Raw genomic sequence first — 23,027 nt, forward strand, 5'->3', positions numbered from 1 at the left:
AAGTATGAGACAATATATCTACGGAAAAAATACAATATCAGAAGCCTTGAATGGGCAAAAACGAGTTTATGAAGTATTGGTCAGCAAGACACTAAAAGATCATACGATCCCCAAACTGTGTCAGCAGTTAAAGGTTCCTTATCAGATCGTTTCTTCTAATGAGCTGGATCGCTTGGTGGGAAATGTTAATCATCAGGGCGTAATCGCAAGCGTTGAGGGTTATCGCTATTACTCCATCGATGAGATCATCAAAGCAATTCCTGAAAATAAACAGCCATTGCTTTTAATGCTGGATGGTTTAGAAGATCCGCATAATTTGGGGGCTATATTAAGGACCTGTGATGCAGTTGGCGTGGACGGCGTGATTATCGCTAAAAACCGCAGTGTCTCATTAAATGGGACAGTCGCAAAGGTATCGACGGGGGCAATTGACCATGTGAAAGTTGCACAAGTGACGAACCTTGCCAGAACATTGGAAGATTTAAAAAAACGTGGTTATTGGATTGTGGGATGTGACAACGATCAGTCACAGGATTATCGCAGCGTCGATTACAATATGCCGACATGTATTGTCATTGGTTCAGAAGGAAAGGGCATTACCCGTATCGTGAAGCAGCAGTGTGACTATAAAGTGGTGCTGCCGATGGTAGGACATGTGACTTCATTGAATGCCTCAGTTGCAACAGCGGTGATTCTCTATCAGGTCTATCATTCTCGTTTTCCACTCTAGGTAGAAAGGAAATGACGTGGAAGAAGTCAATGATTACGAATTACTCTATTTAATATTACAAGGAAGTGAATGTGCGTTACATTTTTTATTTAAAGAGTATCGCACTTATTTTAAAAAGATTTTAAATAATTATTATTATGATCTATTAAGGTCATTGAATGAAGATGATCTCTTGCAGGAAGCACAAATTGTCTTGTATTTAGTTTATGATCGGTATCGGCATGATACGTTGGCAACGTTTCGTACATTTGTCAGAAATTGCGTGGAGAAAAGATGGTATACGATGGTCAGGAAAGCAACGATAGCTAAAAATAAGTTTCATTACCAATTTATTTCGCTCGATCAGCCATTGTATACGACTGACAATGAAGAAAGTACAATCTGTTTAGAAAATGCACTGGCAGATCCCTATCGCGGACATCAGCCGTCAGAAAGCTTAATCATTAAAGAAACACTCGAGCAGGTTTATCAGGCGGTAGAGGAAAGCAAAATGGAATATGTTTCTGATATTGCGCAAATGAAGATGCTGGGATACAGTGATAAAGAGATAGCCGGAAGACTTTCGATTAGTGACAAAAAAGTATCTAATACGATCTACCGAATCAGAAAAAAGTTTGATTTAAACAAACATTAATTTGACTAATAGAAGATTATATGCTAAATTTAATTATTGTAGGTGATGAAAAATGAAGCAAAAAGTAACGCTGATTTGCACAGAGTGCTTATCAAGGAATTATTCGACATATAAGAATACTAAAACAAATCCAGAGCGTTTGGAATTAAATAAATATTGTAAGAAATGCGGGAAACATACCCTGCATAAAGAAACAAAATAAGGGGGCTCAGTATGAAATTTAGAGATTGGTTCAGTATTAGCGGTATTCGTGCAGAAATGAAAAAAGTCACATGGCTGACAAAGAAAGAACTGTTTGTAAATTCAGCCACTGTATTGGCTTTCTGCTTGGTTTTAGGTTTATTCTTTTTTGGCAGTGATGCCATCATCGCTGTAATTTTGAGAATGTTGGGGTTGAACTAATATGGCTGGAATGAATGACGAAGGAAGACAATGGTATGTAGTCAATACGTACTCAGGTCATGAAAATAAGGTAAAAGAAAACTTAATTAAACGTGTAGAATCAATGGGATTGCAGGATTATTTATTTAATATTGTGATTCCTGAACATACGGAAACAGAAATCAAAGACGGTAAGAAAGTCAATGTGACTAAAAATATGTTCCCGGGATATGTTTTGGTTGAAATGATCATGACAGATGAAGCATGGTATATCGTACGTAACACTTCAGGAGTTACCGGGTTTATCGGTTCTTCCGGTGGTGGAGCAAAACCATTCCCATTACAAAAAGGGGAAGTGGAGCCAATCTTGAAAAAGATGGGAATCCGTAGTGAAATCGTTAATCTTAATTTCGGGGTTGGCGATGACGTGAAAGTGATTTCCGGACCGATGGCAAATAAGATCGGTAAAGTGGAAGTGATTGACATGGATAAGCAAGAAGCAAAAATCTTGGTTGATATGTTAGGAACATTAGTACCGATGGAAGTCGAATTATCACAGTTAGAAAAAGTAGAATATTAATAAAAAGGTATCCCGAGGGATACCTTTACTGCTTTAATTGAAGTAAGCGGTTGGCTAAAATTTTAACGAATTCTTCTAAACTTTGCTGATCATCTTTAGTGAAACGGTCAAAAGAAGCGGAATCAATATCCAAGACTCCATAAAGCTGATCGTCAAGCAGGATTGGAATCACAATTTCACTGTTTGAAGCACTGTCACAGGCAATATGTCCGGGAAATTCATGAACATTAGGAACTAAATACGTTTTTTTGTCGGCAGCGCTGTTGCCGCAGACACCTTTTCCTAAAGGAATGCGAGTACATGCGACTTTGCCTTGAAAGGGACCTAAGCACAATTCATTGTTTTGATAAAGATAGAAGCCAACCCACGAAACATTGTTCATACTTTCTTTTAATAAGGCGGCAGCGTTGCTAAGAATAGAGATTTCGTAATCTGTATCTTCAATTAATAAGGACAGTTGTTGATTCATTAATTCATTCATATTATCACCCATGAATATTATAGCGGCAGATGGGGTAAAAATATAGAGGAAGAAAAAGAATTCAATCGACTATCGAGAAAATTGAAAAAAATGAAAAAAAGTGTTGCATTTTACACGATTTAATGTAAAATAAGTAATCGGCACAGTATGTGTTAACCAAGCGTGGAAGGACAGTGTCCGATAGACCACAGCACGGACAAATTTTATAGGAGGTGTGTCGCGTGAGTAAAAAAGTATTAAAAACAGTTAAGATTCAATTCCAAGCAGGACAAGCGAAACCGGGACCAGCATTAGCGGGTGCAGGGATTCAAATGCCTAAATTTTGTACTGCATTCAATGATCAAACAAGAGATCGTATGGGTGAAACAGTACCAGTTGTCATCACTGTTTTTGAAGACAAAGATTTTACCTTTGTATTAAAAACAGCACCAGCAGCTGAAAAAATCTTAAAAGCTTGTGGAGTTAAAAAAGGATCTAGCAACCCTGGAAAAGAAACAGTAGCTACTCTTTCAGCTGATAAGTTAAGAGAGATCGCTGAATACAAAATGCCAGATTTAAATGCTAATGATATCGAAGGAGCAATGAAAATTGTTGCCGGAACTGCACGTAATATGGGTATTGAAGTAGAAGCGTTTTAATCTTGATGTAAAGTTTAAAAAGTTAAGGATATAACAACCTCGTGGGAGGATGATCCGTTATTACCACTTAAGGAGGAAGCAAAATGGCTAAGAAAGGTAAGAAATACGTTGAAGCGAAAGCTTTAATCGAAAAAGGAACAGCTTATTCAATCGAAGAAGCTATCGAATTAGTAAAGAAAACAAGTACAGTGAAATTTGATGCAACTGTGGATGTTGCCTTCAAATTAGGATTAGATACACGTCATGCTGACCAACAGTTACGTGGCGCTATCGTATTACCTAACGGTACTGGAAAATCTAAAAAAGTATTAGTAGTAGCTCAAGGAGCTAAAGCTGAAGAAGCAAAAGCTGCCGGAGCTGACGTAGTAGGCGGAAACGAAGTTTTAGAAGAAATCAAAAAAGGTTGGCTAGACTTCGAAGTAATGATCGCTACTCCAGATATGATGGCTGAATTAGGTAAATTAGGTCGTATCTTAGGACCTAAAGGTTTAATGCCTAACCCTAAAACTGGAACTGTAACAATGGATGTTACTAAAGCTGTTAACGAAGTTAAAGCCGGTAAAGTAACATACCGTACTGACAAACAAGGAAATGTTCATGTAACAATCGGAAAAGCATCTTTCGATGCTGAAAAGTTAGTACAAAACTATATGGCTATCTATGATGTATTAGTAAAAGCAAAACCTGCTAGTGCTAAAGGTGTTTATATGAAAAACATCGCCGTTTCATCAACAATGGGACCAAGCATCAAAGTAGCAACTGCTATCTAATTAGCAAACAAACTAGACGCAACCAATATACCGTAGACAGCAACGACGAAAGTTTAATTATGTTGCCGAGGTGTTATCGTTTTTTAACGCTGACATAACCCTCGGAGCAATCTGAGGGTTTTTATTAGGATATATTGTTGCATATATTAAAATTTAATAGGAGGTGTAACAATGTCTGCACAAGCAATTGAAGCAAAAAAAGTTGTCGTTTCTGAAATCGCTGAAAAATTTCAAAACGCTCAATCTGCTGTTGTTGTAGAATACCGTGGTCTATCAGTGGCTGAAGTAACTGAATTACGTAGAGCATTAAGAGCAGAAAACGTTGAATTCAAAGTTTACAAAAACAAAATGGTACAAAGAGCTACTGAAAGCTTAGGGTATGGAGAAATTAATTCTCAATTAGTTGGACCTAACGCTATTGCATTCGGAACAAACGATGCTGTAGCGCCTGCAAGAATTTTAGCTGACTTCGCTAAGAAAAATGATTTATTAGTGATCAAAGCTGGAATCGTTGAAGGAAAAGTCTTAGGTCAAGACGAAATGAAAGAAATCGCAAAATTACCAAACAGAGACGGTATGTACTCTATGTTACTTGGATGCTTACAAGCACCAATCAGTAAATTTGCACGTGTTGTAAAAGCAGTATCAGACGCTAGAGGCGGATCTGAAGAAGCTGCACAAGAAGCTTAATTAACGGAGGAAAAGAAAAATGGCAAAATTATCACATGAAGACATCTTAGCTTACTTAGAAGAAGCTACTATCTTAGAATTAAATGACTTAGTAAAAGCAATCGAAGAAAAATTTGATGTAACTGCTGCTGCTCCTGTAGCTGTTGTTGCTGGTGGAGACGCTGCTGAAGATGCTGCACCTGCACAAGTAACTGTTACATTAACTGAAGCTGGAGCTACTAAAGTTGCAGTTATCAAAGCTGTAAGAGAAATCACTGGATTAGGTTTAGTTGATGCTAAAGGGTTAGTTGACAAATTACCTGGAACAATCAAAGAAAACATCTCAGCTGATGAAGCTGCTGGAATCAAAGAAAAATTAGAAGCAGCTGGAGCTACTGTAGAAGTTAAATAATTAATTTAAAATAAAGAGTCCTAAATTTTAGGGCTCTTTTGTTTATTGGAGAAGGAGCAGATATGCTTGAATTTATTGGTGAAGTAATTTTAGAGGCAGTCATGGAAATAACAAAAAACAAGAAGCTTTCTAAATGGATTCGTTATCCTATCTTATTGCTTATCATGGTGTTTTATGGTTTCATTGTTTTGGGTATACTTTCTTTAGGAATTCAAATGTTTTTAGATCAGAAGTTTTTAACTGCTGTTTTATTTATAGGTATAGATGTCGTTGTCATCGGAGGTTTGTGGTTTTATTACTTTAAAAAGAATGGAGGGAAGTCATGAAGCACTATTATACAGATAATACAGATTTAATCAGTGAACCTGTGGTTTTTCAATATGACTATCGTGGGCATATACTGAATTTTACCAGTGATCATGGTGTTTTTTCAAAAGCGATGATAGATTATGGATCTCGGGTATTATTAGATGCCATTGCGGTGGATGAAACTAAAAAAACATTGCTTGATGTAGGCTGTGGTTATGGGACCTTTGGGGTTTGTCTGAAAACCGTTTATCCATGGCTGAAAATGGAAATGGTCGATGTTAACGATCGGGCATTGAACCTGTGCAGAAACAATGCAGAAGCCAATAATATTCAAGATGTGGCAATCTATAAAAGCTATATCTATGATAACGTAGAAAAATCGTTCGATTTGATTGTGAGCAATCCGCCAATCCGTGCCGGAAAAGAAGTAGTGCATCAGATCTTGGAAAAAGCTTATGATCATCTTAATATTGATGGTGAACTATGGATCGTGATTCAGAAAAAACAGGGAGCTCCTAGTGCCAAAAGCAAAATGAATGAGGTATTTGGTAATTGTGAGGTTGTAAAAAAAGATAAAGGGTATTATATCTTAAAATCAAAGAAAGAATAAACAAAATCCTACTTTTGACATTGAAGTGCTTGACTTATGGAAAAACTTGTGCTAGCATATTAAAATGCCTATTAATGTTTAAAAGTGGGGTTTTTATGCTACCTAAACATGGAAATAGAGAACTTTAAAGGGGTGGATGTACGTGGAACAAAACAAAACGCGCGAAAAAAGCAGAATAACTCGTCGTAATTATTCAAGAATCAGTGGTTCTTTGGAATTGCCTAATCTCGTTGAGATCCAAACGGATTCTTATCGTTGGTTTAGAGAAGAAGGAATCAAGGAAGTTTTTCATGATATATATCCTATTAAGAATTACAATGAAACTTTATCATTAGAATTTGTGGATTGTTATTTTGATCAGGAGAAATTCTCTGCTGATGAAAGTAAAGATCGTGATACTAACTATGCGGCACCGTTAAGAGCTACGTTACGTTTAGTAAACACCAATACCGGTGAAATTAAAGAAAATGAAGTATTTATGGGTGATTTTCCATTAATGACGGATGGAGGAACCTTTATTATCAATGGAGCGGAACGTGTCATCGTTTCTCAGTTAGTTCGTTCTCCAGGAGCTTATTTTAATGATGCAGTTGACAAAAGCGGGAAAACTGTTTTTGCCGGAAGTGTCATTCCGTCACGTGGTACCTGGTTAGAATTTGAAAATGATGCTAAAAATGTATTAAATGTGCGTATTGACCGTACTAGAAAGATCCCTGGAACGATCTTGCTTCGTGCTTTAGGTCTTTCAACCGATGAAGATATCATTGAAGTGTTTGGTGAACATGAATATATTACCAATACTTTAGCGAAAGATCCGACACATAACACGGAAGAAGCATTAATTGAGATCTATAACAAATTGAGACCTGGTGAACCGGCTACTTTAGACGGTGCTAACAATTTATTATTCACAAAATTCTTCGATCCGAAAAGATATGATTTGGCAAGTGCCGGTCGTTTCAAATTCGGTAAAAAATTAAGCTTATTAGACCGTCTTTATACACGTGTATTGGCTCAGGACATCGTTGATGTAGATGGCAATGTAGTGTTAAAAGAAGGAACTTTTATCGATAAAGATCAATTAGATCGCTTACAGGAAGTATTTGAAGCAGGGGCACATCAAACCAGCGTTAAAACAAATGAAAGAATGAATTCTCATGGAACCATTCAATATGTAGACGTATGGGTAGATGATACAAAACAAAAGAAAATGCGTATCATCGGAACGGATTTATCTTTAGACAGCAAATTTATTACAATCTCAGATATGCTGGCTGCTTATTCATATATGTTTAACTTAGTGGATATTTTCGATGAATTACAGTATCCGACAGATGATCGTATTAAATATATGATGCGTTTAGGATTATTAGATGACATCGATCATTTAGGAAACAGACGTGTGCGTACTGTTGGAGAATTGATCCAAAACCAATTCAGAATCGGTTTATCAAGAATGGAAAGAGTGGTTCGCGAAAGAATGTCTTTAGCTGAAGGGGATTCAGCAACACCACAGTCTTTAACGAATATTCGTCCATTGACAGCGGCTATGAAAGAGTTCTTCTCTTCAAGTCAGTTGTCACAGTTCATGGATCAGATCAATCCATTAGCCGAATTGACAAATAAACGTCGTCTTTCTGCCTTAGGTCCAGGGGGATTAAGCCGTGACCGTGCCGGATACGAAGTACGTGACGTTCATAGTTCTCACTATGGTCGTATTTGTCCAATTGAAACACCGGAAGGTCCGAATATCGGTTTAATTACGACTTTAGCTTCTTATGCAAAAGTTAACGATTATGGTTTTATTGAAACACCGTACCGTAAAGTTAATCAGGCTATTATCAATGAAAGTGATGTGCGTTATTTAACAGCGGATGTGGAAAAGAATTACGTTATTGCACAGGCTAACGTAAGAACAAGCGAAGATGGAGAAATCTTAGATGAACAAGTTATTGCTCGTCATTTAGGGGAAAACATCATGGCGAAACGTGAAGAAGTGGATTTCATCGATATTTCACCTAAACAGATCGTTTCAGTTGCTACTTCTTGTATTCCGTTCTTGGAAAACGATGATGCGACTCGTGCCTTGATGGGTGCCAACATGCAGCGTCAGGCCGTACCTTTATTAAAACCGCATACACCGTTTGTCGGAACCGGAATGGAACATCAGGCAGCCAGAGACTCTGGTAGTGCCGTTGTTGCTAAAGAAGAAGGAATCGTCACTTATGTCGATGCTAAAAAAGTAATCATTGAAGAAGCAAACGGTCCAAGAACGTACCGTCTGCTGAAATTCTATATTTCCAATGCCGGAACTTGTATCAACCATTCTCCGATCGTTAAAGTAGGAGAAAGAGTGGCGAAAGGCGAAGTTATTGCCGATGGACCTGCTATGGAACAGGGTGAATTGGCATTAGGACAAAACGTATTAGTCGGATTCATGGAATGGAACGGATATAACTACGAAGATGCCATCATCATGTCTGAAAGACTGGTGAAGGAAGATGTGTATACGTCTATCCATATTGAAGAATACAGTATTGAATGTCGTGATACAAAATTAGGCCCAGAAGAAATCACACGTGATATTCCTAACGTTGGGGAAGACGCTCGTAAAAACTTGAACGAAACAGGAATTATCATGATTGGGGCAGAAGTAAAAGAAGGTGATATCCTAGTTGGGAAAGTAACCCCAAAAGGACAAGCCGAATTATCAGCAGAAGAAAAATTGCTGTTAGCAATCTTCGGTGAAAAATCAAGAGAAGTTAAAGACAACTCATTAAGAGTTCCTCATGGCGGGGCGGGTATCGTTCATGATATCAAAGTTTTCTCAAGAAAAAATGGAGATGACTTACAGCCGGGAGTAAACCAAGTAATAAAAGTTTACATCGTTCAGAAACGTAAAATCTCTGAAGGAGATAAAATGGCCGGACGTCACGGTAATAAAGGGGTTATTTCACGTATCTTGCCAATCGAAGATATGCCGCACTTAGAAGATGGGACACCGCTTGATATCATGTTGAACCCATTAGGGGTACCAAGCCGTATGAACATCGGACAGGTATTGGAACTTCACTTAGGATATGCTGCTAAGCAATTAGGATTATATATCGCAACACCAGCATTCGATGGTTTACATCGTAATGACTTGGAAAACATCATGGAAGAAGCCGGAATGGCAAAAGATGGTAAGCAATGGGTGATTAGTGGTCAGACAGGCGATTATTTCGATTCGAAAATTTCTGTCGGAATCATGTACATGATTAAGTTAGCCCACATGGTTGATGATAAATTACATGCCCGTTCAGTCGGACCTTACTCATTAGTTACACAGCAGCCACTTGGTGGTAAAGCTCAAAACGGTGGACAAAGATTCGGGGAAATGGAAATCTGGGCATTGGAGGCTTATGGTGCCGCTTATACATTACGTGAAATCTTAACTGTTAAATCCGATGATGTTGTTGGTCGTGTCAAAACATATGAAGCGATCGTTAAAGGACAAAAATTACCTGAACCAGGATTACCTGAAGCATTCAGAGTATTGAAAAAAGAATTACAGGCATTGGCATTGGACGTTCGTTTATTGGATGACGATGGTAATGAAATTGATATGCGAAAGATTGAAGAAGAGGAAAGAAGATTCCCTACTTCAATTGAAGACGTCAATAATGGCGCAACTGAGGTTGTAGAGGAAGTCGTTGAAGAAACGGACATTGAAGAGGATGAAGATATTCTGGAAGAAGATATGGATCTGGATATTGAATTAGAATTTGATGAAGATGAAAATGAAGACGACCTTGATGAAGAAGATAATTTTGAAGACGAAGATGAATAGAGGAGGAATTAACCATGGCAGATGTTAATAAATTTTCAGCGATACAAATAGGGTTAGCTTCTCCAGAAAAAATTCGTGAATGGTCTTATGGTGAAGTAAAAAAACCGGAAACAATCAACTATCGTTCTCAAAAGCCTGAAAAGGACGGTTTATTCTGTGAAAGAATTTTCGGTCCTTCTAAGGATTGGGAATGTAGCTGCGGTAAATACAAAAAAGTAAGATATAAAGGTGTGATTTGTGATCGCTGCGGCGTTGAAGTCACAAAATCTTCTGTACGTCGTGAACGTATGGGACATATTGAGCTGGCGACACCGATTGCACATATTTGGTATTTAAAAGGAATCCCTTCAAGAATGGGATTAATCCTAGATATGTCACCAAAACAATTAGAAGAAATCATTTACTTCGTATCTTATGTTGTAACTGATAAAGGATCTACACCATTAGAGTATAAGCAAGTTTTATCTGAAAGAGACTATCGTAACTGTTGCGAAAAATTCGGCAACAATTTTGAAGCAAAAATCGGAGCAGAAGCAATCAAAATCTTACTGCAAAAAGTAGACCTTGATTTTGAATTTGCTAATGTGACCAAAGAATTAAAAGAAGCACAAGGGCAACGCCGTGCTAAATTATTAAAACGTTTGGAAGCCATCGAAGCTTTCAGAAGCTCACAAAATGAACCAGAATGGATGATCATGGATGTTCTTCCGGTTATTCCTCCTGATTTAAGACCAATGCTGCAATTGGATGGCGGACGTTTTGCAACAAGTGATTTAAATGACTTGTACCGTCGTGTTATCACTCGTAACAATCGTCTTAAAAAACTATTAGAGTTAGGGACACCATCTATTATCGTACAAAATGAAAAACGTATGTTGCAGGAAGCAGTAGATGCTTTAATTGATAACGGACGTCGTTCTAAACCGATTACCGGGGCAGGAAGCAGACCGTTAAAATCACTGTCACATACATTAAAAGGAAAACAGGGACGTTTCCGTCAAAACTTACTAGGTAAGCGTGTAGACTACTCTGGACGTTCAGTTATCGCAGTAGGACCTGACTTGAAAATGTATCAATGTGGGATTCCACGTGAAATGGCATTAAATTTATTTAAACCATTCGTCATCTCGGGATTAGTAAATGATGGATTAGCGACAAACATTAAAGCCGCAGAACGTTTAATTGATAAAATGGATGACAAAATCTGGCCAATCGTGGAAAGAGTCATCAAAGAACATCCGGTATTACTAAACCGTGCACCAACACTTCACCGTTTAGGAATTCAAGCGTTCGAACCTAAATTAGTTGAAGGACGTGCAATTCGTCTTCACCCATTAGTTACACCGGCATTCAATGCCGATTTCGATGGGGACCAAATGGCAGTCCATGTGCCTTTATCTGATGAAGCCATTCAAGAAGCACGTCAGTTAATGTTAGGATCTAACAATATCTTAGGACCTAAAGATGGTAAGCCAATCGTTACCCCTTCTCAGGACATGGTATTAGGAAACTATTACTTAACCCTTGAAAAAGCCGGAGCTGTTGGAGAAGGAAGCGTCTTTAAAGATGTCAATGAAGCTTTATTGGCATATAATGCGCAAGCCGTTCATTTGCATACTCGTGTCGCAGTTCCAGCTAAAGCAATGAATAATGTAACATTTACAAAGGAACAAAATGAAAAATTCTTAATTACCAGTGTAGGTAAGATTATCTTCAATACCATCTTTAATGGAGATTTCCCTTTCATCAATGAACCATCATCAGAGAACTTGATTCGTACACCGGATAAATTCTTTGTACCAATGGGAACAAACATTAAAGAACATATTCAAAATCAGCCGATCATTAAACCTTTAAATAAGAAGGCTTTAGGAAATATCATCAACGCAGCTTTCAAAGCAAACAGAATTTCAGATACAAGCGTCATGCTGGATAAGATGAAAGATCAAGGATTCTATTATTCAACAATCGCTGGTATTACCGTTTCAGCAGATGATATCCAAGTACCGGAAAGAAAATATCGTTTATTTGATGAGGCTGATGAACAATTAGAAGTTATTAAGAAATATTATCGTAAAGGTATGTTAACAGAAGAAGAACGTAAACAGCACGTGATCAGTTTATGGACAGATGTAAAAGATCGTGTTCAGGATGTCGTAAAAGAAGATTTCGAAAGCAATCCATTGAACCCAATCTTCATCATGTCAGATTCCGGTGCCCGTGGGAACGTTTCAAACTTTACGCAGTTAGTAGGGATGCGTGGTCTGATGTCCAACCCTAAAGGGGAAACCATCGAATTGCCTATCAAATCTTCATTCCGTGAAGGATTAACTGCATCAGAATTCTTTATTTCTACCCATGGTGCCCGTAAAGGATCTACCGATACAGCGTTGAAAACAGCCGATTCAGGATATTTGACACGTCGTTTAGTTGACGTTGCTCAAGATGTCATCATTACTGAAGAAGACTGTGGAACAGATAAAGGATTTATTGTTACCGATTTATATGATACATCGGATAACTCAATCATCGCACCGCTATATGATCGTTTAGTTGGACGCTATACACAAAAAGATATCCTGCATCCACAAACAAAAGAGGTACTTGCTAAAAGAAATACTTTAATTACCGAAGCGTTGGCAAATGAAATCGTAAATGCCGGAGTAAAAGAAGTAGAAATTCGCTCAGTATTAGGATGTAACGCTAAACGTGGTGTTTGTCAGAAATGTTACGGACGTAACTTGGCAACCGGAAATGAAGTTGAAATCGGTGAAGCAATCGGAATTATGGCTGCACAGTCTATCGGTGAACCGGGTACTCAGTTAACCATGCGTACATTCCACATGGGTGGGGTTGCCGGTGGTGCGGATATCACTCAGGGGTTACCTCGTATCCAAGAGTTATTTGAAGCCCGTAATCCAAAAGCAAAATCAATCATTTCTGAAATCGAAGGAGTTGTTACAACCATCCTAGATCATGACGGTCGTGCGGAAGTTGTTGTCAGCAACGATCTTGAAACAAGAAGCTACTTAACACCATATGGTGCTAAGCTGAGAGTCAATACCGGAGACGAAGTGAAGATCGGTGGAAAAATCACTGAAGGTTCAATCGATCCAAAAGAATTATTAGCTGTAGCTGATATCAAAGCCGTTGAAAACTATATCTTAAAAGAAGTACAGAAAGTATATCGTATTCAAGGGATTGAGATTTCAGATAAGCATATCGAAGTCATCATTAAACAGATGTTAAGAAAAATGTCAATCGTAGAAGGCGGAGATACGGGAACATTGCCTGGTATCCATGTCAGCGTGACACAATTTACGGAGTTAAATAAAGAAGCTTTACGTTTACAAAAACGTCCGGCAGTTGGTCGTCCGATCCTGCTTGGTATCACAAAAGCTTCATTGGAAACAGATTCGTTCTTATCCGCCGCTTCATTCCAGGAAACAACACGTATCCTGACTGATGCAGCAATCAAAGGAAAAGTAGATCATTTAGCCGGATTAAAAGAAAACGTTATTATCGGTAAATTATTACCTGCCGGAACTGGTTTAAGAGGACCTTTAGTAGATCCGAATAAAGTAGAAATGGCGGAAGATATGATGGAAGATGATGAAGATTTCGATTATGAAGGATTGAATGAAGAAACATCTGAATTAGAAGAAACACAAATCAATGCGTAGAGAGTGGGGAAACCTCACTCTTTTTTTAATGTAAGTGGAAACTTTGCTTAAAAATGTGTAGAATAGAAAGAGTAGATAGGGGCGATAACATGAAAAAAAGTATTCGGAACGCACTCAAACTGACATTGAAAAGCTGGCGGGTTCTGTTCCTTTTTGAAATCTTCTATAAGGGACTAGGATCATTGATTCTGATTCCATTGCTGCATGGCTGGCTTAACATTGGTCTGAGCTTAACGAAAATTAATTATATTAGCAGTACGAATATATATCGAATATTTACCTCTCCGGGAATGATGTTTTTTATTATCACAGCGATCATTGTAGTGGCAGTGGTCATGATTTTTGAGTTCAATTGCTTGGCAATCTGCTTCAATCAGGCAAGGGAAAATAAAGAACTGGGAATTATTCAACTTTTTAAACAGGGATTTTCCCGTTCTAAAAGACTGTTGTCACCGCGTAACTGGATATTAATTCCCTTTACAGTAGTTATTATTCCTTTTACACAGTTAATCCTTACTTCCAGCTTTGTCAGTAATTTAGAATTGCCGCGGTTTATAACCGAAGCATTGCCCTTTAGATTGGAAGTTCTTTACTATGGTACCCTTATTTTATTATCCGTCTTTGCCTTAGGAACATTGTTTACTTATCAGTATTTCACATTAGATGGTTATGGCGGTTTAAAATCAATGATTGCAAGCTGGAAACTAAGTGCCAAGCATCGTATCCGAATGATTTGGGATTACATTTTATTGACTCTACTTGTTTTCTTTATCACGACATTAATCTCTGTTGGAATTTCAGCGTTGGTTTTTCTAGTGGTGAATCATTATTACCCGCAGGGGGTAAAGGGTGCTATGTATCTGACTATTACAGATTCACTGGAAAGTATTTTTACTTCTTTTTCCAGCAGTATTGCCATGTTTACAACCTATGCGTATGTTTCACAATTATATAATCGTCTGCGTATTGAAAAAAAGGAAGAACTGCCAAAAGCAATTGAACCGATCCAAAAGCATCGAAAGATTCAAAATGGCTTTTTAACCGTTGGGGTACTGGCAGCCTTTGTGACAGGGGTGTTCCTTGTCAATCTGATTTCAATGAATTCACTCCGACAGGGAGATTGGGATCAAAGCCTAGCCAGCAATAAAATGAAGATTATCGCTCACCGTGGATATTGTGCCGTTGCTCCTGAGAATACCATGCCGGCATTCATCGCTGCAATTGATGCCAAAGCTGACTACATAGAACTCGATGTTCAAGAATCAAAGGATGGCGTGGTGATGGTCACTCATGACAGCAGCTTGGGACGTATTTTTGATCAGAATGTCAATGTCTGGGAATGGACAAAAGACGAACTGCAAACTCTGCATGTCAACAGCAGTAATGATTTTAACGGACAGTATGCTAATGCCACAGTGCCAACCTTAGAGGATGTCTTGAAATTATGCCGCGGACGAATTAAAGTCTTAATCGAACCTAAACCTAACGGACATGATCAGCGTTTAGCAGAGGCGACGATGGAGGTCGTCAAAAAGACGGGGATGAGCAAAGATGTTCAGATTCATTGTTTGGATTATTCGATCTTGGAAAGCGTTAAAGCGATCGATCCGACTATGCAATGTGGATTTATTATTTCAATGAGCTATGGACAGTACTGGAAACTTCCCGCAGCAGACTTCTTCACTTTGGAACAAACCTATTTAAGCAAAGATGAGGTAGCAAAGGTGCATTTAGCTGGGAAAGATGTCTATATTTGGACTGTCAATACCGAGAGCGATATGCAGCGCTCGATCGGACTTGGCGGAGATGCGATGATTACCAATTATCCGATTAAAGCACGTGAGGAAATCTTTGCCAGTGACAGTGAACTGCGGAATTTCTATAAACAGTTATTAGATGAATAATAATAAATAAACGGATCATACTTATTAATGATCCGTTTTGGCATAAATAGATAAAAAGCGGAATATTTCAATAAAAATTTTAAATTTTAGGTTGACACTATCAAATATTTATAATACAATGTCAAAGGTGCTCGTTATTGAGCATAAAAATAACAATTGAATTTGAAACACCTGGTAATGTGTGTTTAGTTCAAGAAAGGAGATAAGAAATGCCTACAATTAATCAATTAGTAAAACAAGGACGTAGTGATAAAGTATCAAAATCAAAATCTCCAGCATTAAATAGAGGATATAACTCTTTATCTAAGAGACCTACTAAAGTTGCTGCACCACAAAAACGTGGAGTTTGTACTCGTGTTGCTACAATGACACCAAAGAAACCTAACTCGGCTTTACGTAAATATGCCCGTGTTCGTTTATCTAATGGTATGGAAGTTACAGCATATATTCCAGGAATTGGTCACAACCTACAAGAACATAGTGTTGTATTAATTCGTGGTGGACGTGTTAAGGACTTACCAGGGGTACGTTACCATATCATTCGTGGAACTATGGACTGTGCTGGTGTTAAAGATCGTATGCAAGGACGTTCTTTATACGGAGCAAAAAAACCAAAACAATAAGCTTAGAAATAGATATTTAATCTTTGGAAGGAGGAAGACGCAATGGCAAGAAAAGGTCATGTTGCTAAAAGAGATGTATTACCAGATCCAGTATACAATTCAAAATTAATTACTAAATTAGTAAACAATATTATGCTAGATGGTAAAAAGGGTGTTGCTCAAAACATTCTTTATGATGCATTTACTAAAATTGAAGCGAAAACACAAACTCCAGCTATGGAAGTTTTTGATAAAGCGATTAACAATATCATGCCGGTATTAGAACTTAAAGTTAGACGTATCGGTGGAGCTAACTATCAGGTACCAGTTGAAGTATCACCTGAAAGAAGAATTACTTTAGGATTAAGATGGTTAGTGAACTATTCTCGTTTAAGAAACGAAAATACAATGGTAGATCGTTTAGCTAACGAAATTATTGATGCATCTAATGGAACTGGTGCTTCAGTTAAGAAAAAAGAAGATACTCACAAAATGGCAGAAGCAAACAAAGCATTTGCACATTTCCGTTGGTAATAAACTCACTAACAATTTAGAAAGGAGATTATTATGGCTCGTCAATTTTCATTAGAAAAAACTCGTAATATCGGGATCATGGCTCACATCGATGCTGGTAAAACAACTACGACTGAACGTATCCTGTACTATACAGGAAAAATCCATAAGATCGGTGAAACGCATGAAGGTGCTTCACAGATGGACTGGATGGAACAAGAACAAGAACGTGGTATCACTATCACTTCAGCCGCTACTACAGCACAATGGGCTGGGCATCGTGTAAACATTATCGATACTCCGGGTCACGTTGACTTCACTGTTGAAGTTGAACGTTCATTACGTGTATTAGACGGTGCGGTTACCGTATTGGATTCAAAAGCTGGGGTTGAACCTCAGACTGAAACAGTATGGCGCCAAGCTACAACTTATAAAGTACCTCGTATCGTATTCTGTAACAAGATGGATGCGACTGGTGCGGATTTCATTATGTCATTAGAATCTTTACACAAAAGATTAGGAGCAAATGCAGTTGCTGTACAGCTTCCAATCGGTGCTGAAGATCATTTTGAAGGACTTATCGATTTAATTAAGATGCAAGCAATCTTCAATGAAGATGAAAAAGGTGAACATCAAAAATATACCGATATTCCTGAAGAATATAAAGCTCAAGCAGAAGAATATCGTGCTAAAATGATTGATGCTGCTGCTTCATTCGATGATGATCTAATGATGAAAGTCTTAGAAGAAGAAGAAATCACAGAAGAAGAAATTAAATCAGCTTTACGTAAAGGTACGATCGCTGTTGAATGTTTCCCAGTATTATGTGGTTCAGCTTACAAAAATAAAGGGGTTCAACAGATGTTGGATGCCGTAATCGATTTCTTACCTGCACCTACAGACATTCCTTCAATTAAAGGAATTGACGAAAAAGGTGAAGAAGTAGAAAGACATGCTTCAGATGAAGAACCATTTGCTGCATTGGCTTTTAAAATCATGACAGATCCATTTGTTGGAAAATTAACATTCTTCCGTGTATATTCTGGTACTGTTGATTCTGGTTCATATGTATTGAACTCTACGAAAGACAAGAAAGAAAGATTAGGACGTATCTTACAGATGCATGCTAATAAACGTGAAGAAATCTCAACTGTATATGCTGGGGATATCGCTTCAGCTGTTGGGTTTAAAAACACAACTACAGGGGATACTATCTGTGATGAAGATCATTTCGTAATCTTGGAATCAATGGAATTCCCTGAACCGGTTATCAACGTTGCGATTGAACCAAAAACAAAACAAGACCAAGATAAATTAGGTTTAGCTTTAGCTAAATTAGCTGAAGAAGATCCAACTTTCAAAACTTATACAGACGAAGAAACTGGGGATACAATTATCGCCGGGATGGGTGAATTACACTTAGACGTTATCGTTGACCGTTTGAAAAGAGAATTTAAAGTTGAAGCTAACGTAGGAGCTCCACAAGTAGCGTACAGAGAAACAATTAAATCTGCTGCTGAATGTGAAGGGAAATACGTTAAACAGTCTGGTGGTCGTGGACAATACGGTCACGTATGGATCAAATTTGAACCTAATGAAGGTAAAGGATTTGAATTCGTTGATGCTATCGTAGGTGGATCAGTTCCTAGAGAATATATTAACTCTATCCGTGTTGGTCTTGAAGATGCATTAAACACAGGTATCATTGCTGGGTATCCAGTATTAGATGTTAAAGCTACTTTATTCGACGGATCTTACCATGATGTCGATTCATCAGAAATGGCTTATAAGATCGCTGCTTCTATGGCTTTAAAAGCTGCTGCTAAGAAATGTGATCCAGTATTGTTAGAACCGATCATGGCAGTTGAAGTAACAGCACCAAATGAATACTTAGGAAGCGTTATGGGAGATGTTTCTTCTAGACGTGGTATGATCGAAGGTCAGGAAGAAAGAGGAAATGCAATTGTTGTTCAGGCAAGTATCCCACTTTCAGAAATGTTCGGTTATGCAACTGACTTGCGTTCATTTACTCAGGGACGTGGAAATTACACAATGCAATTTGATCGTTATGAACAAGTTCCTAAGAGTATCAGAGATGAAATTATCAAGAAAAATACTGGTAATTAATTCTTAAAAAATACAGTTGATTTTTACAGTTAAATAAATTACAATGATGTTGTAATTGTTTAATAAATATACTAAATATAGGAGGAAACTTTAGAATGGCTAAAGAAAAATTTGACCGCTCAAAGGCGCACGTAAATATTGGTACTATCGGGCACGTTGACCATGGTAAAACTACTTTAACAGCTGCTATCACTACTTGCTTAGCAAAAAAAGGTGGTGCTGCTGCAATGGATTATGCTGCAATCGATAACGCACCTGAAGAAAAAGAAAGAGGTATTACAATCAATACTTCTCACGTTGAATACGAAACTGAAACTCGTCACTACGCACACGTTGACTGTCCAGGCCATGCTGACTACATCAAAAACATGATCACTGGTGCAGCACAAATGGATGGAGCTATCTTAGTAGTAGCTGCAACTGACGGACCTATGCCTCAAACTAGAGAACATATCTTGTTATCTCGTCAAGTAGGTGTACCTTACATCATCGTATTCTTAAACAAATGTGATATGGTTGATGACGAAGAATTATTAGAATTAGTTGAAATGGAAGTTCGTGAATTATTAAACGAATATGAATTCCCTGGAGATGATACTCCAATCATCCGTGGATCAGCATTAAAAGCATTAGAAGGAGATCCAAAATGGACTCCAGCTATTGATGAATTAATGGCTGCTGTAGATTCTTATATTCCAACTCCAACTCGTGACACTGACAAACCTTTCTTAATGCCAGTTGAAGACGTTTTCACAATCACTGGACGTGGAACTGTTGCCACTGGACGTGTTGAACGTGGACAATTAAAATTAAATGACCCATTAGAAATCGTTGGTATCCATGAAACTAAAAATACTGTAGCTACTGGTATCGAAATGTTCCGTAAATTATTAGATTACGCTGAAGCAGGAGATAACGTAGGGGTATTATTACGTGGTGTTAACCGTGATGAAATCGAACGTGGACAAGTATTAGCTAAACCAGGTTCAGTACATCCTCACAAAAAATTCAAATGTCAAGTATACGTATTATCAAAAGACGAAGGTGGACGTCACACTCCTTTCTTCGGAAACTATAGACCACAGTTCTATTTCAGAACTACTGACATCACTGGTGTAATCGAATTACCAGAAGGTGTTGAAATGGTTATGCCTGGTGATAACGTTGAATTAACTGTAGAATTAATTCACGCAATCGCTATCGAAAACGGTACTAAATTCTCTATCCGTGAAGGTGGTAGAACAGTTGGTGCTGGTAACGTATCAGAAATCATTGAATAATTAAACTAAAATCTCGCTTAGGCGGGATTTTTTCTTTTAGAAATAAGAGTGCCTAAAAATTTTAATCATACAAAAGTCCATTAGGAAATAAAAAAGCGACATACCTGCCGCTTTAAAGTGAATCAACATTCTTATTTTTTAACTATTGCTGTGAATTGACCACTGTAATTTGTTGTCTCAAACAAGCCATCCTGTTTCAACATCTCCTTCTCCACAAACTTTTTAAAATCATCATAGCGATCGTCAAGAATCTCTTGAATATTGCCGATCCATCTTGTTGAATAGATATATTGAGTGAGCATTTCCGGATCATCGATTAAGTAAGGGATTCGACGTTCGTTTTTAGTAATACTCTTGAAATAGGAAGCTAATTTCTTTTCACCATTTTCTAATGAAAATTGATCGGTGAGCAGCTTTTGTCCCATGTTGGCATGAGGATTGAACTGCTTCAATAAATTTTCTAATTCTGAATTATGGTACTTTGAGATTGTAGAAGCATACAGACGCCCATTAGGCTTTAAGACACGGGATATTTCCTTTAAAACATTCTCTAAATCATCGAAATACATGAATAAATGATTAGCAATAACAATATTAAAGGTATTATCGTGATATGGCAGGTGATGGACATCGGTAGTCAGCACTTCTTTAATTTGTGGCAATGACAGAAGATCAACGCTGCTTGCGACCATTTTATCTGATAAGTCAGTAAGTGAAATAGAAATATTTTTAGGTATACGTTTTTGATTTTTTCTCCATAGTGTTCCTTGACCACAGGCTACTTCTAAAACACAGTCATGGTCATTGAATTGATACTGGTCAAAGAGCCATAAAAACCATTCCGGTTTGACAGTATTATAGCGTTCATGAAATTGGATGCGTATATCTAAGGGGGAATTATCTAGGAACTGCTGTTTATAGTGGTGGTCTTTTAAATGATGCTGATATATTTTTAAATAATCTTGCGGTGAATTCTCATTGTTGATTTCAATTTTTTCGATCATTTCAAGCATTGCCTGGTTTTCAGTAATCTGTTTAATTAAAATGTTTTTCTGTAGTTTCAAACGTTCCTTAAAATCATTCTTCTCTAGTATGAATTTAATTTCTTTTAATGTAAAATGAGCTGATTTTAAAAGGTCAATCATCTGCAGGGTGATGAACTCTTTTTCTGATAAAACAGTAAGATTGCGCGTTTTGTCATATACTGACTTTAGTAATTCTTTTTTTATATAAAATCGAATAGTTCTTGTTGTTGTTTGTGCAATCTTTGAAAATTCAAGAATAGTAAAATATAACATATATAATCCTCCTGTATAAAGTATACCGATTGACCATACGTCACTGTCAAGCAGTAGTTTTTTGAATTGTGAATTTTATGTGAACTTTTTTGCGAAATCGCTTCCAAAACGATTGACAAAAGCGCTTCCACAATATATACTACAATAGTGCACAGACACAGCAATCAGTTAGCGCTCTGAGCAGGCGTTGGCTGAACCTTACGGGAGGAAAAAAGACAATGAAATTTTTGGAAGAAAAATTTGTCCCTCTTGCAGCTAGAATCGGGTCACAAAGACACTTAGTTGCGATCAGGGATGCATTCGTTGTTATCATGCCAGTTACAATCGTTGGTGCGATTGCGGTATTGATCAACAACATCCAAGGTATCTTTGCAGAAAACGGGTTGAACATCGTTTCAATTCAAGAAGGATACACAAACTTTATTAAAACAACAGGTATTCAGGACGTTATGACAGCAGTTAACAAAGGATCTATCAACATGATGGCAATCTTGTTAGTCGTAACATTAGGATACCAAATGGCAAAAGGACTAAACGGAGATGGGATTGCCACTTCAGTAGTAGCCTTAACTTGCTATTTAGGATTAGCACCAGCAGTGCAGACATTAACAAACAACTACTCATGGGCTGACAAAGCAACAAATGTAGATGTGTTAACAGCAGATGTAGCTACTGGCGGACTAGCAGCGAACAAACTGGATTCAAACGGGATGTTCGTTGGGATGATTTTAACAATTATCGTAGCAGAAATCTTTGTAAGATTATCAAGAAACGATAAATTAAAAATCACATTGCCTGATGGAGTACCACCAGCAGTAGCAGGATCATTTACAGTATTGATCCCAGCAATCATTACAGTTATCTTAATTGTAGCAGCTGGAATCTATATTGACAAATTAGCAGGAATGAACTTATGGACAATCGTACAGAAATTCGTATCAGCACCATTAAACAGTGTAGCAGATACATTAGGTACAGTTATCTTAGTTTACTTCTTAATCAACTTCTTATGGGTATTCGGATTACATGGGGCAAACATTGTAGGATCAGTAACAACACCAATCTTTACTCCAATGTTATTAGAAAATACAGCAGCATATGAAGCAGGAAAAACAGGAGCAGATATTCCAAACATCGCTCATGGTATGGCACCATTCGCCGTAATCGGTGGATCAGGATCAACATTAGGATTAATTATTGCAGTGTTAATCTTTGGTAAGGTACAAGCAGAACGTACAGTTATCGGAATTTCAATTGCACCAGGATTATTCGAAATCAACGAACCAATCACATTCGGTGTACCAATCGTAATGAACCCAATCTATATGTTACCATTCATTGCAGGGCCAGTTATTTTGGCAGCATTGACATATATCTTAATGGATTTGAACATTATCGAGAGAGTATCATTAACAGCACCTTGGGTAACACCACCAATCTTGTTCGCATTCTTAGCAACAGGTGGAGGAATCAAGGCAGCGATTTACAATGCAATCGAAATCGTGTTATTGACATTGTTATGGATGCCATTTGTAATGGTATCAAACAAACAAAATGCCAATGCAGAATAAAAA

At 37.6% G+C, this 23,027-nt stretch carries 21 protein-coding genes and 1 other annotated feature; of the genes, 19 read left to right on the forward strand and 2 right to left on the reverse strand.

The annotated features are described in order from the left end of the window. The first annotated feature begins 4 nt into the window (after window positions 1-4). The 5 genes from rlmB to nusG are packed head-to-tail and all read left to right on the forward strand — an operon-like array spanning window position 5 to window position 2,325. Window positions 5-730 (forward strand): 23S rRNA (guanosine(2251)-2'-O)-methyltransferase RlmB, encoded by a 726-nt coding sequence (gene rlmB, locus ACLRVU_RS06155; protein WP_412891163.1) that lies wholly within the window; start codon window positions 5-7, stop codon window positions 728-730. A gap of 16 nt (window positions 731-746) precedes the next feature. Beyond that, window positions 747-1,364 (forward strand): sigma-70 family RNA polymerase sigma factor, encoded by a 618-nt coding sequence (locus ACLRVU_RS06160; protein ID WP_412891164.1) that lies wholly within the window; start codon window positions 747-749, stop codon window positions 1,362-1,364. 52 nt (window positions 1,365-1,416) lie between these two features. Then, the gene (gene rpmG, locus ACLRVU_RS06165) at window positions 1,417-1,566 is read left to right on the forward strand and encodes a 50S ribosomal protein L33 (protein WP_041139898.1); all 150 of its coding nucleotides are present in this window, start codon (window positions 1,417-1,419) and stop codon (window positions 1,564-1,566) included. Between the two features lie 11 nt (window positions 1,567-1,577). Further along, complete coding sequence (gene secE, locus ACLRVU_RS06170) at window positions 1,578-1,766, forward strand: preprotein translocase subunit SecE (RefSeq protein ID WP_041139897.1); 189 nt, start codon at window positions 1,578-1,580, stop codon at window positions 1,764-1,766. 1 nt (window position 1,767) lies between these two features. Next, the gene (gene nusG / locus ACLRVU_RS06175; RefSeq protein WP_041139896.1) at window positions 1,768-2,325 is read left to right on the forward strand and encodes a transcription termination/antitermination protein NusG; all 558 of its coding nucleotides are present in this window, start codon (window positions 1,768-1,770) and stop codon (window positions 2,323-2,325) included. A gap of 25 nt (window positions 2,326-2,350) precedes the next feature. Here the strand turns inward: nusG and ACLRVU_RS06180 are convergent, their stop codons facing one another. Next, on the reverse strand, window positions 2,351-2,806 hold the full coding sequence (locus ACLRVU_RS06180) for a GAF domain-containing protein (RefSeq protein ID WP_412891165.1): 456 nt from the start codon (window positions 2,804-2,806) through the stop codon (window positions 2,351-2,353). 221 nt (window positions 2,807-3,027) lie between these two features. Here ACLRVU_RS06180 and rplK point away from each other — a divergent pair, with 221 nt between their 5' ends. The 13 genes from rplK to tuf all read left to right on the forward strand — a co-directional run bounded on the left by rplK (window position 3,028) and on the right by tuf (window position 20,155). Further along, complete coding sequence (gene rplK, locus ACLRVU_RS06185; RefSeq protein ID WP_041139894.1) at window positions 3,028-3,444, forward strand: 50S ribosomal protein L11; 417 nt, start codon at window positions 3,028-3,030, stop codon at window positions 3,442-3,444. Window positions 3,445-3,527: 83 nt separating this feature from the next. After that, window positions 3,528-4,214 carry a 50S ribosomal protein L1 gene (gene rplA / locus ACLRVU_RS06190; protein ID WP_147553779.1) on the forward strand — a complete coding sequence of 229 codons (687 nt, stop codon included), beginning with the start codon at window positions 3,528-3,530 and terminating at the stop codon, window positions 4,212-4,214. Window positions 4,215-4,226: 12 nt separating this feature from the next. Continuing rightward, window positions 4,227-4,347, forward strand: a sequence feature (ribosomal protein L10 leader region). Window positions 4,348-4,385: 38 nt separating this feature from the next. Further along, a complete protein-coding gene (rplJ, locus tag ACLRVU_RS06195; protein ID WP_147553780.1) occupies window positions 4,386-4,904 on the forward strand; it encodes a 50S ribosomal protein L10 in 519 nt (172 codons plus the stop codon). 19 nt (window positions 4,905-4,923) lie between these two features. Beyond that, entirely contained in the window at window positions 4,924-5,295 is a 372-nt protein-coding gene (rplL, locus tag ACLRVU_RS06200; protein ID WP_412891166.1) for a 50S ribosomal protein L7/L12, read from the forward strand. Between the two features lie 62 nt (window positions 5,296-5,357). Next, window positions 5,358-5,621, forward strand: coding sequence for a hypothetical protein (locus ACLRVU_RS06205; RefSeq protein ID WP_412891167.1), 264 nt, complete (start codon window positions 5,358-5,360; stop codon window positions 5,619-5,621). Then, window positions 5,618-6,214 (forward strand): class I SAM-dependent methyltransferase, encoded by a 597-nt coding sequence (locus ACLRVU_RS06210; RefSeq protein WP_412891168.1) that lies wholly within the window; start codon window positions 5,618-5,620, stop codon window positions 6,212-6,214. The genes ACLRVU_RS06205 and ACLRVU_RS06210 overlap by 4 nt, the downstream gene beginning before the upstream one ends. A gap of 142 nt (window positions 6,215-6,356) precedes the next feature. Further along, a complete protein-coding gene (rpoB, locus tag ACLRVU_RS06215) occupies window positions 6,357-10,046 on the forward strand; it encodes a DNA-directed RNA polymerase subunit beta (protein WP_412891169.1) in 3,690 nt (1,229 codons plus the stop codon). A gap of 14 nt (window positions 10,047-10,060) precedes the next feature. After that, the gene (gene rpoC, locus ACLRVU_RS06220) at window positions 10,061-13,729 is read left to right on the forward strand and encodes a DNA-directed RNA polymerase subunit beta' (RefSeq protein WP_147553785.1); all 3,669 of its coding nucleotides are present in this window, start codon (window positions 10,061-10,063) and stop codon (window positions 13,727-13,729) included. Between the two features lie 89 nt (window positions 13,730-13,818). Continuing rightward, window positions 13,819-15,633 (forward strand): glycerophosphodiester phosphodiesterase family protein, encoded by a 1,815-nt coding sequence (locus ACLRVU_RS06225; protein WP_412891170.1) that lies wholly within the window; start codon window positions 13,819-13,821, stop codon window positions 15,631-15,633. 209 nt (window positions 15,634-15,842) lie between these two features. Continuing rightward, window positions 15,843-16,256 carry a 30S ribosomal protein S12 gene (gene rpsL, locus ACLRVU_RS06230; RefSeq protein ID WP_041139885.1) on the forward strand — a complete coding sequence of 138 codons (414 nt, stop codon included), beginning with the start codon at window positions 15,843-15,845 and terminating at the stop codon, window positions 16,254-16,256. Between the two features lie 42 nt (window positions 16,257-16,298). After that, a complete protein-coding gene (gene rpsG, locus ACLRVU_RS06235; protein WP_041139884.1) occupies window positions 16,299-16,769 on the forward strand; it encodes a 30S ribosomal protein S7 in 471 nt (156 codons plus the stop codon). A 33-nt stretch (window positions 16,770-16,802) separates the two neighbouring features. After that, window positions 16,803-18,875 carry an elongation factor G gene (gene fusA / locus ACLRVU_RS06240; RefSeq protein WP_147553787.1) on the forward strand — a complete coding sequence of 691 codons (2,073 nt, stop codon included), beginning with the start codon at window positions 16,803-16,805 and terminating at the stop codon, window positions 18,873-18,875. Between the two features lie 95 nt (window positions 18,876-18,970). Next, window positions 18,971-20,155 (forward strand): elongation factor Tu, encoded by a 1,185-nt coding sequence (tuf, locus tag ACLRVU_RS06245; RefSeq protein WP_041139882.1) that lies wholly within the window; start codon window positions 18,971-18,973, stop codon window positions 20,153-20,155. Between the two features lie 131 nt (window positions 20,156-20,286). On the opposite strand, the gene ACLRVU_RS06250 is transcribed toward tuf, so the two are convergent. Further along, window positions 20,287-21,453: a MerR family transcriptional regulator gene (locus ACLRVU_RS06250; RefSeq protein ID WP_412891171.1), complete on the reverse strand. Its 1,167-nt coding sequence runs from the start codon at window positions 21,451-21,453 to the stop codon at window positions 20,287-20,289. 218 nt (window positions 21,454-21,671) lie between these two features. Here ACLRVU_RS06250 and ACLRVU_RS06255 point away from each other — a divergent pair, with 218 nt between their 5' ends. Beyond that, the gene (locus ACLRVU_RS06255) at window positions 21,672-23,024 is read left to right on the forward strand and encodes a PTS sugar transporter subunit IIC (protein ID WP_412891172.1); all 1,353 of its coding nucleotides are present in this window, start codon (window positions 21,672-21,674) and stop codon (window positions 23,022-23,024) included. Window positions 23,025-23,027: the final 3 nt, after the last annotated feature.

It is taken from the genome of Beduini sp., assembly GCF_047239305.1.
In the GTDB taxonomy this organism is placed as follows: Bacteria; Bacillota_I; Bacilli_A; order Erysipelotrichales; family Coprobacillaceae; genus Beduini.